Source organism: Porticoccaceae bacterium LTM1, assembly GCA_030252795.1.
In the GTDB taxonomy this organism is placed as follows: domain Bacteria; phylum Pseudomonadota; class Gammaproteobacteria; order Pseudomonadales; family Porticoccaceae; genus SCSIO-12696.
The window spans coordinates 388,437-405,999 of record CP127080.1; the positions used below are offsets into that span (position 1 = coordinate 388,437).

The window sequence follows — 17,563 nt, forward strand, 5'->3', positions numbered from 1 at the left end:
CAGCCGGTTGTCGATAGTTACCGTTTGCCAGTCGTTGAGGATGGCAAAGAGTGTCTATACTTTTGAGTCATTCGTACGACAAAACAGGGCGCAAGGAGAGGAGCATGGCGGTAGAGCTAAATATTAATGGTCAGGTTAAAACCCTGGAGGTGTCCCCGGATACTCCATTACTCTGGGTGATCCGCGATCACCTCAATATGACCGGCACCAAATTCGGTTGTGGTATGTCGTTGTGCGGAGCTTGCACCGTGCAGATGAATGGCCAGGCGATTCGATCCTGCACCATGCCGGTGTCGGCAGCTCAGGGACAGGCCATCACCACTATTGAGGGGGTAGAGAGCAAGGCTGCCAAAGCGGTGCAGCAAGCTTGGGAGGAGCATGCGGTACCCCAGTGCGGTTACTGCCAGTCCGGTCAGATTATGTCCGCCTCTGCGCTGTTGCAAAGCAACCCCAATCCCAGCGATGACGAAATCGACAGTGCCATGTCCGGCAATATCTGTCGCTGTGCTACCTACATGCGTATCAAAACCGCCATCAAAGATGCCGCCAAAAAACTGGGTTAGGAGAGAGTCATGAGCGAAGTAATGCAAACCATCAGCCGTCGCAGTTTTTTGAAGCTCTCATCCACCGCTGGTGCCGGATTGGCACTGGGGGTGCACCTGTCACTCAGTGGCTGTTCGGAAAACAAGGAGCCGAGCAAGGTCACCCCTGAAGGCACCGAGTTTTCCGCCAATGCTTTTGTGCGCATCGACCCTGACAACACCGTTCATTTGGTAATGAAACATTTCGAAATGGGGCAGGGCACCTTTACCGGCCTTGCAACCCTGATTGCCGAAGAGCTGGATGCCAGCTGGGACCAAGTGGTGTGTGAAAGCGCCCCGGCCGATGGCACACGCTACAACAACCTGAGCTGGGGGCCTGTCCAAGGTACCGGTGGCAGCTCGGCAATGAACAACGCCTTTATGCAAATGCGTCGTGCCGGAGCGGCTGCTCGAAAAATGATGGTAGACGCCGCTGCTGGCCATTGGGGGGTGCCCGCCGAAGAGATTGCAGTGACCAACGGTGTTGTCAGTCACACCGGTTCTGGCAACAAGGCCACCTTTGGTGAGCTGACCGGGCTGGCAGCACTGATGCCGGTACCCGGCGATGACAGCCTCACCCTCAAACAGCCGGAAGACTTCAAACTGATAGGCACCAAACTGCCGCGAAAAGATAAGGGCAAGACCGATGGGACGGCCAAGTTCACTCAGGACGTTCAATTACCGGGCATGCTGACAGCAGTCGTTGCTCATCCACCCAAATTCGGTGCAACGGTTAAAAGCGTCGACGGCAGCCAGGCACGTTCGATGGCTGGTGTGACTGATGTCGTGACCATCTCTTCCGGTGTGGCTGTGGTAGCCAGCGATTACTGGACTGCTAAATCAGCGCGCGATGCCTTAAAGATTGATTGGGACGAGAGCAACGCATTTACCCAGAGTTCAGATGAGATCATGGCCAGCTATCGCGCCATGGCGGACAAAAACGGTGAAGTAGGCCGTTCCGATGGTGACGCCAAAAAGGCGCTTAAGCAGGCAGAGGAAGTCATCGAAAGCAGTTACGAATTTCCCTATCTAGCCCATGCCGCCATGGAGCCGATGAACTGTGTCGCTCAGGTAACCGATGAGGGTTGCGAGCTGTGGAATGCTGATCAGATTCCTACCCTCGACCAGGGGGGCATCGCCGTGATGCTGGGCATTCAGCCGGACAAGGTGAAAATAAACACTTTATACGCCGGTGGCAGCTTTGGTCGCCGCGCCAACCCCAAGTCTGATTATGTATTGGAAGCGGTGGAAATTGCCCGCAGCCAAAAAGGCACGCCAGTGAAAATGGTTTGGTCGCGGGAAGATGATACTCGCGCGGGGTATTTCCGGCCGATGTACTTCCACAAAATTCGTGGGGCACTGGATGACAAAGGCATGCCGTTGGCTTGGTACCAGACCGTTGTCGGCCAGCCAGTACTCAAGGGGACTCCGTTCCATCAGGGGGGCATTGACCAGACATCGGTAGAGGGAGCATCAACCCTGCCTTACCAGATGCCGAATCTGCAGGTCGAATTACACACTGTCACGCTGCCAGTGACAGTGCAGTGGTGGCGATCAGTGGGCCATACCCACACCGCTTACAGTACAGAAACATTTATCGACGAGCTTGCTGCAAAAGCCGGGCGAGACCCGGTGGAGTATCGTAGCGAATTGCTGCAAAACCACCCGCGTCACCTTGGTGTACTGAAATTGGCTGCGGAAAAAGCCGATTGGGGTAAGCCACTGCCAAAGGGGTGGGGACGTGGCATTGCCGTGCATGAATCCTTTAAATCCTTCGTGGCCCAGGTCGCCGAAGTATCAGTAGACGACAGCGGTAACTATCGTGTTGAACGTGTCGTGTGCGCAGTTGATTGCGGTGTTGCAATTAATCCTGACGTAATTGCTGCGCAGATGGAGGGTGGAATTGGCTACGGCCTGTCACCGGTTATGGTAAGTGAAATCACACTGGATAAAGGCCAGGTAGCCCAATCCAACTTCCACGATTACCAAGTGCTGCGTTTTAACCAGATGCCAAAAGTTGAAGTGCATATAGTGCCCTCCACCGAGCCACCAACCGGTGTCGGTGAGCCGGGTACACCGCCCATTGCGCCGGCAGTGGCTAATGCACTCAGTGCGGTAACCGGAAAGCGCTATTACAAGTTGCCAATTACTAAAGCGTAAGGGAGTCAGGAATAACAACAATGTGTAGAAAAAGCCGGACTTAATTAGTGTGAACAGGCCCTAGTAAGGCGAATTGTTCAACGTTAACAGGAACTTGTCATCCCCGCGCAGGCGGGGATCCATTTTAAAGTGCTGGTCTTGATGGATTCCCGCCTCCGCGGGAATGACGGAGTTTGTTAAGTGAATCGCAATGCCGATTGATCCAAGCTATCTCTTGGCGCACTATTCAATAAATCAAATTTCTGACGTTTTGTATGGCAAACCAACTTTCCAGCTTGTTGCAACAGTGGTATTCAAATCGGGATAACACCGAGTGGGTGCTCGGTACCGTGTATAAAACAGAAGGCCCCTGCTATCGAAAAGCGGGTGCAATGATGCTTTTTAATGGTCTGGGTCAGCAGTTTGGCCTTCTCAGCGGCGGATGCCTTGAGTCCGATATACAGCAACACGCGCGTCGAGTTATGCAAACCGGCAAAGCAATGACACTCTGTTATGACGGCAGCGACGAAGATGATCTGTCTTTTCAATTGGGCATTGGCTGTGGCGGAACCGTTTATATTCTGCTGCAACCGGTGACAGCGGAAAATAATTATCTGGAGCTATCAGCGCTTTATGAAGCCCTTTTGGCAAGACAATCCGGTACCTATCTTCAGAGGGTTTCAGAGAGTGATGGCGTTGTCGCGTCGTCTTTTAATCATGACCCTGTCATGGGAAACACCGTTACCCTGATTGAAAAAAAAGATGGCCAATGGCTAAGGACACCAATCAACCCGGATCCACATCTGCTGATTGTTGGTGGTGGTGTCGATGCCCGTCCCCTGGCGCGTCTGGCACATGAACTGGGCTGGATGGTGAGCCTCTGCGATCCACGCCCAGCCAATGCCAGGCGGGATTTTTTTCCAACCGTTGATCATATTGTTCGAGATTTCGAATTACTGGAGGAATTTGCCAACAGTCAGCGTGTTGATGCGGCAGTACTTATGGCGCACCATGTCACCATGGATGCAGAAGGATTAAAAAAACTGCAAACGGTAAATCTCAAATACCTCGCAATGCTTGGCCCACTTAGTCGCCAGGAAAAAGTTCTAAATGCAGCAGATCTAAACCTCGAAGACTTGCGTACCCCGATTGCTGGCCCGGCCGGATTGAATCTTGGGGGCGAGCTGCCGGAAAGTATTGCCCTGTCAATTTTGGCTGAGTGCCACGCGCGTCTTTTTAATCGCGATGCTCACTCGCTGAGCGGAGTTTTGACACAGTGAATTCCCTTGCGGTAATGATAATGGCTGCCGGGCAAGCAGAGCGCTTTGGCAGCTGTAAATCACTGGCACTATTGAACGGCAAACCGTTCTTGCAACATGTGATAGATGCAGTAACTCCAATTGCCAATAATCAGATCTTTGCCGTCACCGGTCGTTACCATGAGGAAATTAAAAAGCAATTTCCGAAATTATCGCTGATAGAAAATAAACAGTGGCAGCAGGGGCTTGGCAGTTCCATTTCCCGCGGTGCGAAGGCTTTAAGTGATGAATATGAAAACCTGTTAATAGTGCTGGCCGATCAGGTGGCGATAAAAACCGATGATATAAAAGCCTTGATGGAAAGCCACCAGCCTAATCAAATTACTTGCGCGTTTTATTCTGAAAAGTGTGGTGTGCCGGCAATTTTCTCTAAGTCATACTTTTCCCAGCTGTTAGAGCTGAATAGTGATCAAGGGGCTAAAGCACTGTTGAGTAACAGCGAAAATAATGTGGTCACTATTTCCATGAAAAGGGCTGCACTAGATATCGACACCCTCGATCAACTACAGCGATATTTATCCAGCAACTGAACATCATATGGTGCTCCGATCTAACACGATTGGCAGGAATCGGGTATAGCTTGCTGTGACCGTGGCCAGTATGGTCGGTTTTTGCTCCTGCAAAACCGACATTTCCACCCTCCATAGCAGTCAGGTTCTGGCGACGAGTCCCCACGTATGGGTCTACGACGTTATACCCGGTTCATGCCCAGCACCAAACTTTCACCTCCTCTAAAAGCTCTTTTCCGCCAGAAATATAGCTGTCGCCAATCTGTGCTATAAAAACCCTTACGGTTTTGAAAATTCCTATAACAACTTGAGTCGTTTATGACACAACCACCTCTTCACGTAAAAGCCTTACTTTTTCTATTGATTTGGCCAGTGCTGCCAGGCGAAGTGTTTGCCAATGAGGGTGTTCCTGTGGTGGTTACATCGCCCAAGTTACAGCCGATCTATCGCCAGGTTCAGGTTACCGGATCAGTGACCTCCCCACAGGTTTCAGAGTTGTCGCCATCATTGGATGGCCTGATTGAGGCGTGGCACGCCGATGAAGGCGATAGAGTCAAAAAAGGCCAGCTGCTGCTGTCGCTGGATGATGAGCTGGCTACCATTGAGCTGCAAAGTGATCGCGCCCAAGTGGTTCAGGCAGAAGCAACACTGGCAGATGCAAAAAGGCGTTTACGTGAAGCAGAGTCAGTTCGCCAAAAAGGTGGCATTGCCGAATCACTGATTGAAACCATTCGCACCGAAGTGATTCAACAAGAAGCGCTGTTGAATCAGCGACGTGCCGACGCCGAGCATCAGCAGGCAGTGGTCAATCGTCATCAGGTAAAAGCGCCCTACAGCGGCGTAATCAGCAAACGCATGGCAGAGCAGGGTGAGTGGGTGTCGCCTGGGCACACCGTATTTGAACTGGTGGCCACGGAAAATCTTCGCCTTGATTTTGCGGTAGCTGAAGATTTTCTTGCTGAGTTAAGTACCGGCTTGCCTGTGCAATTTTCCCTCAATGCCATGCCAGGGAAATCTTACAGTGGAGAGGTGTCCGCCATTGTTCCCATTACCACGCCGGGAGATAGAACATTTTTGGTGCGAGTCGTTCCACAAGTGTCCCTGATGGAGTTGAAACCGGGAATGTCTGCTAGTGCCACTTTGAATTTGCCCTCAGGTCAGCAGGGTTTGGTGGTGCCCCGGGATGCGATTTTACGGTATCCCGATGGCCGGACCGTAGTGTGGGTGGTGCACAGCAACAGCAGTGATATGGTGGCCAGGGAAAAGAGAGTGCAAATCGGGCAGAGTTTTGATGGTCGGGTAGAAATCCGTAGTGGCTTACAACTTACCGATCAAATCGTAGTGCGCGGAAATGAAAGTTTGCAGGAAGGCCAGCAAGTTCGAATCATTCAAGCAGGCACCGAGTAAATCATTATGTTTGAGCAGATCGTCAAACGAGGTATTTTAATTACCGTTATCGTGTTGATTATCGCGGTGCTCGGCATTGTTGCCTCGCTGCGAATTCCGGTGCAGATGATTCCCGACCTTGATGTGCGCGCCATCAGTATTCGCACCAGTTGGCCCGGTGCTACACCTCAAGATGTAGAAAAAGAAATTCTGATAGAGCAGGAACAGTACCTTCGCAACCTGCCAAACCTGTCGCGGATAGTTGCCAGTGCCGAAAGTGGCCGCGCTGAAATTGAGCTGGAGTTTCCGTTCGGTACCGATATCACCGAAATGCTAATTAGGGTGAATAATGCCCTTAGCCAAGTCCCGGATTATCCAGAAAGCGTAGATGAGCCAACTATTTACGCCAACTCCTTTTCCAGTAACGCCTTTATGTTTTTCAGCATCATCGCCCAGCCCGGAAATCCGAGAGAGCTGGACATGGACCTGATGCTGGATTTTGTCGAAGATAATGTTAAACCGTTGATGTCTCGAGTCACGGGCGTGTCGGAAGTGAATATTCGCAGCGGCAGCGAACGACAGCTCCAGGTATTGATTGATCCCGCCAGATTGGCGCAGCGGCAGTTATCGCTCAGTGATGTGCGCGAAGCCATTCGCGCACGCAATCGCGATCGTTCAGGTGGTGATATCGAATCTGGAAAGCGTCAGTATATGGTTCGAACCATAGGCCGTTTTGAATCGCCGCAGGAGTTGAGTGAGCTGATTCTGGCACGACGTGGCGATGCAGTAATTCGGCTTCAGGATGTAGCTGAAGTTCGTCTCGATCACTTCGAAAAACAGAATATCTCGCTTTACAACGGGACCCCGCAAATATTTGCCATGATCCGCCGTGAGGCTGGCTCCAATGTAATTGATATCAAGCGCGAAATGATGGCGCAGGTTGCCGAAATAAATCGCGACGTGCTGGCTCCCGCTGGTATGGAAATGCACCTGATAGCTGACGATGTTCGCTATGTGCAGGACTCTATTCGCAATGTACTGCAAAACCTCGCGCTTGGAAGTTTGCTTGCCATCGCAGTGATGTACCTGTTTTTACGCTCCGCGAAAGCCACAGCTATCGGTGTGATGGGAATTCCGCTCTGTATTATCGTGGCATTTTTAGGGTTGTTGTTGTGTGGGCGAACCATCAATGTCATTTCTTTGGCGGGTATCGCCTTCGCTATCGGTATGACCCTCGATAACAGTATTGTGGTATTTGAAAGTATCGAGCTGGAGCGGCGTCGTGGTGAAGATCGGCTTCGCGCAGCAATTCAGGGCGTCGCCAAAGTTTGGCCGGCAGTATTTGCATCCACTATGACAACAGTGTTGGTTTTTCTGCCGGTCTCATTTATCGCTCAAGAGGCCGGACAACTGTATTCTGATGTGGCGATCGGTATTTCGTCGGCCATTCTGGCCTCCATGCTGGTGGCCATTACCGTATTGCCAACAGCGGCCGCGCGCATTTCGTTTCAGCCAAACCAATCAAGGCAGACAGACATTGGCAAGCAGCCGGGCACTCATCACTGGGGTGAGCGCGCCAGAACGAAAACCTTGAATGGGGTGAGCTGGATTCTGGCCAGTGGCAAGCGACGTTGGAACTGCATTGTTGCGGTAACCGTTTTCAGCGCTGCAGTGATGGCGTTTTTAACCCCGGCAGCGGAATACCTGCCTGAGGGTGAAGAGCCAAAAATGTTTGCGCGCCTGAATGCGCCCCCAGGTTACAACCTGGCTGCAATGGAAGAAATTGGGCTGGATATTCAACGCCAGATGTTGCCCGAAGTGAATGCAGATCCGGAGAGGTTTCATCGTGGTGAGGCACCAGTGCCAGCGCTAGCCTATTTTAATTTAAGTATCGGTGTCACCTCTCTTCGAATTATTGCCGAACCGGTCGACTCTGCGGATATTGAATATCTGTTGGATGCCACCACCAAAATTTATCAGCAGTATCCAGGGATGAGGGCGTTTGCTACACGCGGTTCAATCATTACCAGTAATGATGGGGGTACGCGCAGTATTAACCTGGATATTTCTGGATCCAACTTGCAGGATATTTATCAGGTAGCCCAAGAGGCGTACCGCCGTGCCGGGACCATTTTTGATAATCCACGCATTCAGAGTTCTCCGTCTTCTTTGAATATTGCCCAACCTATGGTGGAAATTCGTCCCGACTGGCAGCGAGCGGCAGAGTTGGGTTTAAGTAGTCAGGATCTGGGTTTTACCGTCGCATCACTCACCGATGGGAGTTACGTCGATGAATTCTTTTTGGAAGACGACAAAATTGATATCTATCTGTATAGCAGTGTCGGCCAGAATGCCGAACTGGATACGCTGTCGCAGTTGCCAATTTATACGCCTGCTGGTGCGGTGCTGCCGTTGGAAGCACTGGCAAAAATCAGTGAACAGATGAGCACCACAACGGTGCGGCGAGTAAATGGTAGCCGTACCGTTACTTTAAACATCATTCCCCCACGGGATATACCGTTGGAAAGTGGTGTAGAGACAGTCCGCAATCAACTGGTTGCGCAAATGCGCGAAAGCGGGGCAATTCCTGCGGGGATAAATATCAGTATTTCCGGCGCCGCCGACCAGCTTGATGCTACCCGGGAGGCACTGACCAGTAACTACGTAGTTGCCCTGTTGGTGATCTATCTGTTGCTGGTGGCCATTTTTAATCACTGGGGTTATCCGCTGTTAATTATGACCTCGATTCCGTTGGGTATTGCCGGTGGTCTGGTGGGACTCTGGCTTCTTAACGCGGTGGGCGGCTTGTTGCCTTACCTCGGAATGGCGGCGATTGTTCAGCCGTTCGATATGATATCCATGCTCGGCTTTTTGATACTGATGGGTACGGTGGTCAATAACCCGATTCTGATTGTCCATCGCGCGGTCAGTAATGTGCGGGAAGAGGGAATGCTTGCCGTGGCAGCTGTAAAAGAAGCTGTTGAGACTCGCCTGCGCCCCATTGCCATGTCTACCATTACTACTCTGTTTGGCTTGGCGCCGCTGGTATTAATTCCAGGTGCTGGTACCGAGCTTTATCGTGGCGTGGGTGCAATTGTGATGTTTGGTATTCTCGGTGCGGCTGTGGTTACCCTGACATTGTTGCCGGCGTTGACGGTGGTGGTATTGCAGTGGGGGCAGCGACAAAAAGTTCGATAATAGGCCTCTGTTATCTCATTAGTGTTGTGGCGGGCATAAATAGAATATGGCTTGGTGTGACACGCCGTAAACCCTTCCATGCTGGCCACGGTAACATCAAGCCATATTCTGTTTATGTCTTTAAATTTGTGTGGTACGGCAGGAAATTATTTACTTTGCTATTTCTTAAGCTCTAATGTCATCGGATTGCAAAGTACCCCGTTTGTATCTTGCAGAGGTGCAGAACGCTTAAAGCCAAATGCTTCATAAACCACAACTGCATTATTAGAAGCATTAACGGTAAACTTGCCCGGGTTTCCATTATCCTGACATTCCTGTTTTGCCAGCTCCCAAAGCTTGCGTGATAAACCCTGTCCCTGATATTTGTCAGCCACAAACAGGTGGTGAATATGGCTGTTATCTCGCATGGCAATTATGCCTGCCAACTCACCAGACTCTTCCGCAACAAGATATCGATAGCTATCGGAAAAACGCTTTTTAACTGCGCTTTCTGTAAATGACTCAAGGAGGTGTTTCTTTCCTTCTACACTGAATTCGGGGGCGATATGTTTTTTAGCCAAAGCAGTAATTAACTCAGCTATGCGAGCGGCGTCTCTTATGTTGCCTTGTCGAATATTCATATTGCGCACCAAAGTTTGTAACCAAGATTATATTTTTTAATGGCAGGCCTAACAAATTCTTTCAAATGGTAATGGTTAGAGCCTGCCAGTTAAAAATCAACTACAGAGAATTGCCTTGTATTTACTTGGAAGTGTTGTCTTTTTGGGTCATGTTCTCTGTGCGAATCCTGTAGCTCTCTTCAAAAGCCACAATTGCAGCGGCGATGCCTGAGATAAATAAAAATCCCAGTGAGATACATATTGAGATTAGAACGGAATAAGTGGATCCCCAGACGGAAGCAAAGCTGCTGAAGAGGCTGCTAACAGCGAAAGCCAGTCCGATAAACAGGGCCAGTATGCCGGAAATCGCAAAGGCTCTTGCAGCAAAAAGTAATAATCCAAGGTGGTGAGTGGAGATATTCTTATAGGGTTTCATTTATGGTCCTTTTAAAGTCTTTTATCCTGGTGGAGCAAAATTTGAGTCGTTAGAACGCCATGAAGCTACCGGTTAATGGATTGATGTAATAAAAGGGGAGACCTTTCCATGGGTAGTAGTAGTTCCAGATCGGAAATAATAGCCACTTAATTTTATATGTGAAAGTTGAATGACTTCTGGTGCTGTATTTGGGTCTATTCGTTGCTTCTTTGCAAGAATATACTCTCAAACGTCTTGATATTCTCCTGAACATAACCCAAAAATGCTTTCATCGCCGAAGTGAGGTGTTTGGCTTGTGGATAAACCACACACCAGCTTCGCCGTAGCGGAAAGCCATCTATCTCGACGATTTTTAATTTTCCCAGTGCCAGCTCGGGAAGAATGCTCAATTTGGGTAGTACCGCAACGCCAAGGCCAGCTATGGCGGCGTGTTTTACGGCATCGTTGGAGCCAAGTTCCATGCTGGGTTGAATTCTCAGGCGTTGTTGCTGGCAGTGTAACTCCAGCGCCAGACGACTTCCGGAACCTGATTCCCTCAACAGCAAGCCGCTGTCCAAAAACTGCTGCGCGCTGATTTTTTTCTGCTGAAGAATTGGGTGTTCTGGCGGTGCAACCGCAACCAACTCGTTGTCGAGAAAGGGCAGCGAGGTGAGCGGTTTATCGCTGGGAACAATACCCATAATCACCAGGTCATCACTGTTGTCGTGTAATCGCTGCAATGCAGTTGCGCGGTTAACTACTTTGATGCTTACCCGAATCTGTGGGTACTGTTCGAGAAAGGCCTTCAGTAGATAGGGCACCACATACTGGGCGGTATTTACCGCCACCAATCTCAATTCGCCGGCCACCTGTCCCTTCAATGCGGCAAGGTCACTGTGCAGTTCAGACAGCTCGCTGTAGATGTTGTCGATACTCTTTGCCAGTCGCTCAGCGGCTGCTGTGCAAAACAGCCTTCTGCCCACGTACTCAAAAAGAACCTGATCCAGCGACTGTTCCAGTTGGCGAATCTGGCTACTAACCGCTGGTTGGGTCAGTCCCAGCTGGTCACCAGCCTTGCTGTAACTCTGGCACTGGTATACGGACTTGAACACCTGAAGCTGCCTGAAAGTCAGGCGATTGGCGAGTTTTTGGGTGGTCAGGGGCACAGTTTTTGAACCTTGGAAGTCAATATATAAGGTATATCTTATGGATAAACGAAAAAATATCAATTTCTACTTATTGCTAATGCCTTCTAGGATTACTGTTCCAGCATCAACACCCTTGCGTTCCTTAAATGCTCCAGGAGAGCCCAATGCTGAAAAAAGTTCTGATAGCCAACCGTGGCGAAATTGCTGTTCGCATTGTGCGAGCCTGCGCCGAAATGGGGATTCGCTCGGTGGCGATCTACACCGAGCCGGATCGCTATGCACTTCACGTAAAGCGAGCCGACGAATCCTACTCATTGGGGGAGGATCCTTTAAACGGATATCTGGATCCGCTGCGCATCGTCAATATGGCCCTGGAGACCGGTTGTGATGCTATTCACCCGGGTTACGGTTTTCTTTCCGAGAATGCCGAGCTGGCGAGACTCTGTGAGCAGGCGGGAATAACCTTTATCGGACCATCTGCCGAAGTGATTCACAGAATGGGCGACAAAACCCAGGCCCGCGACTCCATGCGCGCCGCCGGTGTACCGATTACTCCCGGTTCTGAAGGCAATCTGGAAAGCGTTGAGCAAGCGTTGGAATTGGCTGAGGAGATCGGCTATCCGGTAATGATCAAGGCCACCTCTGGTGGAGGTGGTCGAGGGATTCGCCGTTGCGACTCTGCCCAGGAATTAAAAACCCAGTATCCACGTGTAATTTCAGAAGCTACCAAGGCATTTGGCTCTGCCGAGGTGTTTCTGGAGAAGTGCATCGTCAATCCGCGCCATATCGAGGTGCAGGTTTTGGCCGACAGTCACGGAAATGTGGTGCATCTGTTTGAACGAGATTGTTCCATTCAACGCCGCAACCAGAAGCTGATCGAGATTGCCCCCAGCCCGCAGATTACCCCAGAGCAGCGCCAATACATCGGCGGCCTGGCGGTGAAGGCTGCAGAGTCCGTAGGCTATGTGAATGCCGGAACCGTGGAATTCCTGCTGGCGGGCAACGAAGTTTATTTCATGGAAATGAACACCCGCGTGCAGGTAGAGCACACCATTACCGAACAGATTACCGGCGTTGATATTGTGCGCGAGCAGCTGCGAATCGCGGCGGGTTTGAAATTGAGCTATCGCCAGGAAGACATTACCTTCCGTGGTTTTGCCCTGCAATTTCGCATTAACGCCGAAGACCCCAAAAACGATTTTTTGCCCAGCTTTGGCCGTATCTCTCACTACTACGCGCCGGGTGGCCCAGGAGTGCGGGTGGATACCGCCATCTACACCGGTTACGAAATTCCGCCCTATTACGACTCAATGTGCCTGAAACTGGTGGTGTGGGCGCTGACCTGGGATGAGGCAGTGGCACGCGGCCAGCGTGCGTTGGATGACATGCGCCTGCACGGTATCAAAACCACTGCCGCCTACTATCAGCAGATTCTCAAAAACCCGGATTTCCAAAGTGGCAAATTCGATACCAGTTTTGTGCCTGAACACCCGGAGTTGATGCAGTACTCCGAAAAACGTCACCCCAGCGAAATTGCCTTGGCCCTGGCCGCGGCATTGGCAGCCTATTCGGCAGAATAACCGGCAGCGGTTCAAGAGGAAAAAATGATGAGTAACACCAAAAAAATTGAAGTCACCGATGTGATTCTGCGGGATGCCCACCAGTCGCTGATCGCCACCCGTATGCGCACCGAAGACATGCTGCCGATTTGTGAAAAGCTCGACCAGGTCGGCTATTGGTCACTGGAAGTGTGGGGCGGCGCCACCTTTGATGCCTGCGTCCGTTTTTTGAAAGAAGACCCTTGGGAGCGTCTGCGTAAGCTCCGCGAAGCGCTGCCAAATACCCGCCTGCAAATGCTGCTGCGCGGTCAGAACCTGTTGGGTTATCGCCACTACGCCGATGATGTGGTGGAAGCCTTCGTACAAAAAAGTGCTGACAATGGCATGGATGTATTCCGGGTTTTCGACGCACTCAACGATGTGCGCAACCTTGAAGTGGCCATGAAGGCGGTGAAGAAAGCCGGCAAGCACGCCCAGGGCACCATTTCTTACACCACAAGCCCGGTACACACGCCGGAGCTGTTCGTAAAGATGGCTCACACCATGTGCGACATGGGTGCTGACTCCATTGCCATTAAAGATATGGCCGGTTTGTTGACGCCTTATGCTACCTACGATCTGGTCAAGGCGCTGAAGGAGGAACTGAAAGTGCCGGTGGTGGTACACAGTCACTCCACCGCCGGATTGGCGGAAATGTGCCAGCTCAAGGCGATCGAAGCCGGTGCTGATCGAATTGATACCGCCATCTCTTCATGGGCGAGTGGCACCAGTCACCCGGCCACTGAAGCTCAGGTAGCGGCATTAAAAGGCACGCCTTATGACACTGGCCTGGACCTGACCTTGCTTCACGAAATCTCCGAGTACTTCCGCGAAGTGCGTAAGAAGTATCACCAGTTCGAGAGTGAATTTACTCGCGAAGATGTATCGGTACAGATCAATCAGGTGCCGGGCGGCATGATGTCCAACCTCGCCAACCAGCTTAAAGAACAGAACGCCCTCGATCGTATTGAAGAGGTATTCGCCGAAATTCCCCGTGTGCGTAAAGACCTCGGTTACCCGCCGCTGGTTACACCCACTTCGCAAATTGTCGGCACCCAGGCGGTGTACAACGTGTTGTCCGGCAAGCGCTACCAGACCATCACCAACGAGGTGAAGCGCTACCTGCAGGGCGGTTACGGTGCGGCTCCGGCCGAGGTGGACCAAGAAGTGCTTAAGAAAGCCATCGGCAACGAGCAGGTCGAAACCGGTCGTCCGGCAGATCAGCTGAAACCGGAAATGGACAAACTGCGTGCAGACATCGGTGACCTCGCCAAGACCGAAGAGGACGTGCTGATCTTTGCCATGTTCCCGGATCTTGGCCGCGAGTATTTGCAGCAGCGCGCCGATGGCACCCTCAAACCGGAAGAGCTGTTGCCGCAGGATTCCGGCAAAGCCAGCAAGCTGGGGCAGCCAGGTGCATCCGAGTTCAAAGTGGTGGTGCACGGCGAGGTGTACGACATCGCAGTTACGGGTGTGGGTGACCACGGTGCTGGCAAGCGCAAGGTGTACCTGTCGCTGGATGGTATGCCGGAAGAGGTGATCTACGAGCCTCTTAATGAATTCGTTTCCGAAGGTGGCAGCGGTCGCCAGCGCGCCAGCGAGCCGGGTCATGTCACCACCACCATGCCGGGTAATGTAGTGGATGTGCTGGTGAAAGAGGGCGACACTGTAGAGGCGGGTCAGACTGTTTTGATTGCCGAGGCGATGAAAATGGAAACCGAGATTCACGCCAACATTGCTGGGACCGTCGAGGCAGTACATATCGCCAAAGGTGATCGTGTGACACCGGGCGAGGTGTTGATCGAGATTGGCTGATATAATGGGGGCAATAAAAGAGTATCGCTGTGAACTGATTGATAAGAGAGAAAATTAACGTGGAAAAAATTGTAGAAGGTGTGCTGAATTTTCGCAAGAATGTATACCCCGAGCACAAAGATCTATTTGGCACCCTCGCTACTGGCCAGAATCCAGATGTGCTTTTTATCACCTGCTCTGATTCCCGTATAGATCCAAACCTGCTGACCGGAACAGCGCCCGGCGACCTGTTTATCTGCCGCAATGCTGGGAATATCATTCCTCCACACAGTAACGAGACTGGTGGCATGACAGCTTCTATTGAATACGCTGTGGCGGTGTTGGGAGTCAAGCACATTATTGTTTGCGGTCACACCGACTGTGGCGCGATCAAAGGTGCACTCGATCTGAGTTCGGTAGAAGGATTGCCCCACGTTAAAGAGTGGTTGAGCCACTGTCGGTCAGCAATGGAGATCGTTCGCGAGCGTCACGGTATTTCGTTCGAAAAACCGGTGGATGCCGAATACCTCAACGAAGCCATTGAAGAAAACGTACTGCAACAGGTTCAGCATATGCGAACCCACCCGGTTGTTGCCGCCAAGCTCGCGACCGGTAAAGTCAAAGTTCACGGTTGGGTGTACAACATCAAAACCGGCCGCATCCGCTGCTGCCGTCACAACGATACCGAGTTTATGGATTTTGAAGAGCGCTATGCGAAGGTGATCGAGCGGTTAGAAAGCCAGTAACAGATTGGTTATTTGGAAAGCCTTGTGTTCTCGTTTTTTGAATCGGGAGCACAAGGCTTTTTTGTTTGGGTTTATAACTGACGTCTGTTTCTCGCCACGAATGTCTTCAATGCTTGTTCGGCATGTCAATGGTTAGGAAGACCGTTCAAAATAATTTGTGTTCTCAATTTCAAGTCTTCGAAAGTTAACCTTGGTTCCGCCAGGTAGTACATAGGAATTAAATGCGGCATAGCCTACAAATTCTTTGCTGACGTCTAAGTGGATGAGAAGGCGTTGGATGCGCAGGCTGTGATCAAAAATACGATCGTAATAATTGGGTATCTCACGGTTTAAGGCCTATAGTTTGAGTGTGGTGAAGACTAGCCGTGGAGGGGAGGTTGTATGCGTTGTTGGACGATATTGATACCAAAAGGAAGTGACTGAAACAGTTCTGGACGAATTAATTACGATACGCTTGGATATATTAACAGTTAGCAGGATAGCCTTTTAAGTGGTGTCGCGTTAATGGGCATATAGCGTAATGTGTGTTTGTGCCATCCTCCTTGCTGTTTCTTAATCGAGGTAGGTTTAAAACCCTATGATAGAGCGAACCTTAGGTCAGGATCTTCGTCAAGAAATGGAAGATCTTATTGGGCAGCTACAAGAATCATTGGCAATGGTTATTCGTGGTACTGACGATAGGATGGCACTGCCGCCTGATGCGGTGTCTGCATTAGCGAATCTTGATGAAGCTCTGCCAGAATCGGGCTGTGGTGCTAAAAAGACCATTGAGCGGCTACTTGAATTGAATACGGCTGCTAGCGGCAACACAGGAGGGCCACGTTGTTTTCATTTTGTCATCGGAGGGAGCACACCTGCCGCACTTGCCGCAGATCTTTTGGCGACTGCTTATGAAACGGTAACCTACACTTGGGTAAATTCACCTGTGGGCGTAAAAATGGAGCTTGTGGCCCTCAATTGGCTCAAGGAAATGTTCGGGCTTCCCAGGGGTTGGGGTGGTGTTATGGTTACAGGCGCCTCAATGGCCAATTTCACTTGCCTCGCAGCGGCGCGTCAATGGTGGGGGGAGCAACTCGGTGTTGACGTTTCCGAAACCGGTCTCTCCGGTATGCCAAAAATGCAAGTACTAACATCAGGTTTGGTGCATGCTAGCACGTTAAAGGTTATGGCGATGCAAGGTATTGGCCGTGCCAATGTGCGGCAATTTTGTCGCGATGAATTTGGTCGTGTAGATCTTGTTGCAATGGAAAATGCGCTTGATGACCTTGATGGTCAACCCGCCGTGGTGATTGTTAACGCCGGAGAGGTCAAAGCGGGGGAATTCGACCCTGTTGATAAAATGATAAGCCTGGCTCGCAAGCACAACTGCTGGGTTCATGTTGATGGGGCGTTTGGCTTGTTTGCGCGACTATCACCGCGAACCGCACATTTGGTTGCGGGCGTTGAAAAAGCGGATTCTGCCACCGTTGATGGCCACAAGTGGTTAAATGTACCCTACGATTCTGGTTATGCGTTCGTGCGCGATTGCAATTTACTTGCGCGTGCTTTTCGTTACGCTGCGGATTATTTGCCGGGTGAGAATATTGAACGCCCGACACCAGGAGCCATCGGTCCCGAAAGTTCGAGGAGAGGGCGAAGTTTTGCTGTATGGGGAACGATAAAAGCCTACGGTCGTAATGGTCATCGTGAAATCGTTGAGCATTGCCTCGATCTGGCACAACATTTTGCTGGACAGGTTAGGCGACTAGAACATCTGGAGTTGATGAATGACGTTCAGCTAAACATCGTTGCGTTTCGCTATAATCCAGGAGGGATGAGCGAAGAACAGCTGAACGTACTGAATAATCGTTTGGGAGAAGCGGTTCTTGCAGATGGCCGATTCCAGGTCGGCACGTCAAAGATCGGATCTCGAACTATTTTAAGACCTGCATTCTCAAATTGGCGAACACGCTTTTCCGATGTTGAAGACTTTGCGAAGGTTGTGTTGGAAATTGCGCAATCGCTTAGGAATGTAACGAGTTAACTTGCATTGCTTTGCGATAGAGCTAAATGTCGAAAAATACGTGGGCTCCATTGGCGAAGATTGCCACATAAAACCAAGAGATAAATGGATCTGGTTCATTGGTGATTG

13 protein-coding genes are annotated in these 17,563 nt (G+C 50.9%); 10 read left to right on the forward strand and 3 right to left on the reverse strand.

Annotation, left to right across the window (positions count from 1 at the left end):
* The first annotated feature begins 104 nt into the window (after positions 1 to 104).
* From QP938_01840 to QP938_01865, 6 genes are all read left to right on the forward strand, one after another.
* Complete coding sequence (locus QP938_01840) at positions 105 to 563, forward strand: (2Fe-2S)-binding protein (GenBank protein WIO74666.1); 459 nt, start codon at positions 105 to 107, stop codon at positions 561 to 563.
* A 9-nt stretch (positions 564 to 572) separates the two neighbouring features.
* Positions 573 to 2,741: a xanthine dehydrogenase family protein molybdopterin-binding subunit gene (locus QP938_01845; GenBank protein ID WIO74667.1), complete on the forward strand. Its 2,169-nt coding sequence runs from the start codon at positions 573 to 575 to the stop codon at positions 2,739 to 2,741.
* A 254-nt stretch (positions 2,742 to 2,995) separates the two neighbouring features.
* Positions 2,996 to 4,000: an XdhC family protein gene (locus QP938_01850; protein WIO74668.1), complete on the forward strand. Its 1,005-nt coding sequence runs from the start codon at positions 2,996 to 2,998 to the stop codon at positions 3,998 to 4,000.
* Between the two features lie 20 nt (positions 4,001 to 4,020).
* Entirely contained in the window at positions 4,021 to 4,569 is a 549-nt protein-coding gene (locus QP938_01855; protein WIO74669.1) for a nucleotidyltransferase family protein, read from the forward strand.
* 297 nt (positions 4,570 to 4,866) lie between these two features.
* Complete coding sequence (locus QP938_01860) at positions 4,867 to 5,955, forward strand: efflux RND transporter periplasmic adaptor subunit (protein ID WIO74670.1); 1,089 nt, start codon at positions 4,867 to 4,869, stop codon at positions 5,953 to 5,955.
* 6 nt (positions 5,956 to 5,961) lie between these two features.
* Positions 5,962 to 9,132 (forward strand): efflux RND transporter permease subunit, encoded by a 3,171-nt coding sequence (locus QP938_01865; protein ID WIO74671.1) that lies wholly within the window; start codon positions 5,962 to 5,964, stop codon positions 9,130 to 9,132.
* A gap of 158 nt (positions 9,133 to 9,290) precedes the next feature.
* Here the strand turns inward: QP938_01865 and QP938_01870 are convergent, their stop codons facing one another.
* From QP938_01870 to QP938_01880, 3 genes are all read right to left on the reverse strand, one after another.
* Positions 9,291 to 9,752, reverse strand: coding sequence for a GNAT family N-acetyltransferase (locus tag QP938_01870; GenBank protein WIO74672.1), 462 nt, complete (start codon positions 9,750 to 9,752; stop codon positions 9,291 to 9,293).
* Positions 9,753 to 9,873: 121 nt separating this feature from the next.
* Positions 9,874 to 10,167: a hypothetical protein gene (locus QP938_01875; protein ID WIO74673.1), complete on the reverse strand. Its 294-nt coding sequence runs from the start codon at positions 10,165 to 10,167 to the stop codon at positions 9,874 to 9,876.
* A 194-nt stretch (positions 10,168 to 10,361) separates the two neighbouring features.
* Complete coding sequence (locus QP938_01880; protein WIO74674.1) at positions 10,362 to 11,312, reverse strand: LysR family transcriptional regulator; 951 nt, start codon at positions 11,310 to 11,312, stop codon at positions 10,362 to 10,364.
* 146 nt (positions 11,313 to 11,458) lie between these two features.
* Between QP938_01880 and QP938_01885 the strand changes: the two genes are divergently transcribed.
* The 4 genes from QP938_01885 (at position 11,459) to QP938_01900 (ending at position 17,455) form a co-directional block, all read left to right on the forward strand.
* Complete coding sequence (locus tag QP938_01885) at positions 11,459 to 12,874, forward strand: acetyl-CoA carboxylase biotin carboxylase subunit (protein ID WIO74675.1); 1,416 nt, start codon at positions 11,459 to 11,461, stop codon at positions 12,872 to 12,874.
* Positions 12,875 to 12,901: 27 nt separating this feature from the next.
* Positions 12,902 to 14,707, forward strand: a complete 1,806-nt coding sequence (gene oadA, locus QP938_01890) for a sodium-extruding oxaloacetate decarboxylase subunit alpha (GenBank protein WIO74676.1) — start codon at positions 12,902 to 12,904, stop codon at positions 14,705 to 14,707.
* Positions 14,708 to 14,766: 59 nt separating this feature from the next.
* Entirely contained in the window at positions 14,767 to 15,432 is a 666-nt protein-coding gene (locus QP938_01895; GenBank protein WIO74677.1) for a carbonic anhydrase, read from the forward strand.
* A 616-nt stretch (positions 15,433 to 16,048) separates the two neighbouring features.
* Positions 16,049 to 17,455, forward strand: coding sequence for an aminotransferase class V-fold PLP-dependent enzyme (locus QP938_01900; protein WIO74678.1), 1,407 nt, complete (start codon positions 16,049 to 16,051; stop codon positions 17,453 to 17,455).
* The last annotated feature ends 108 nt before the right edge of the window (positions 17,456 to 17,563 follow it).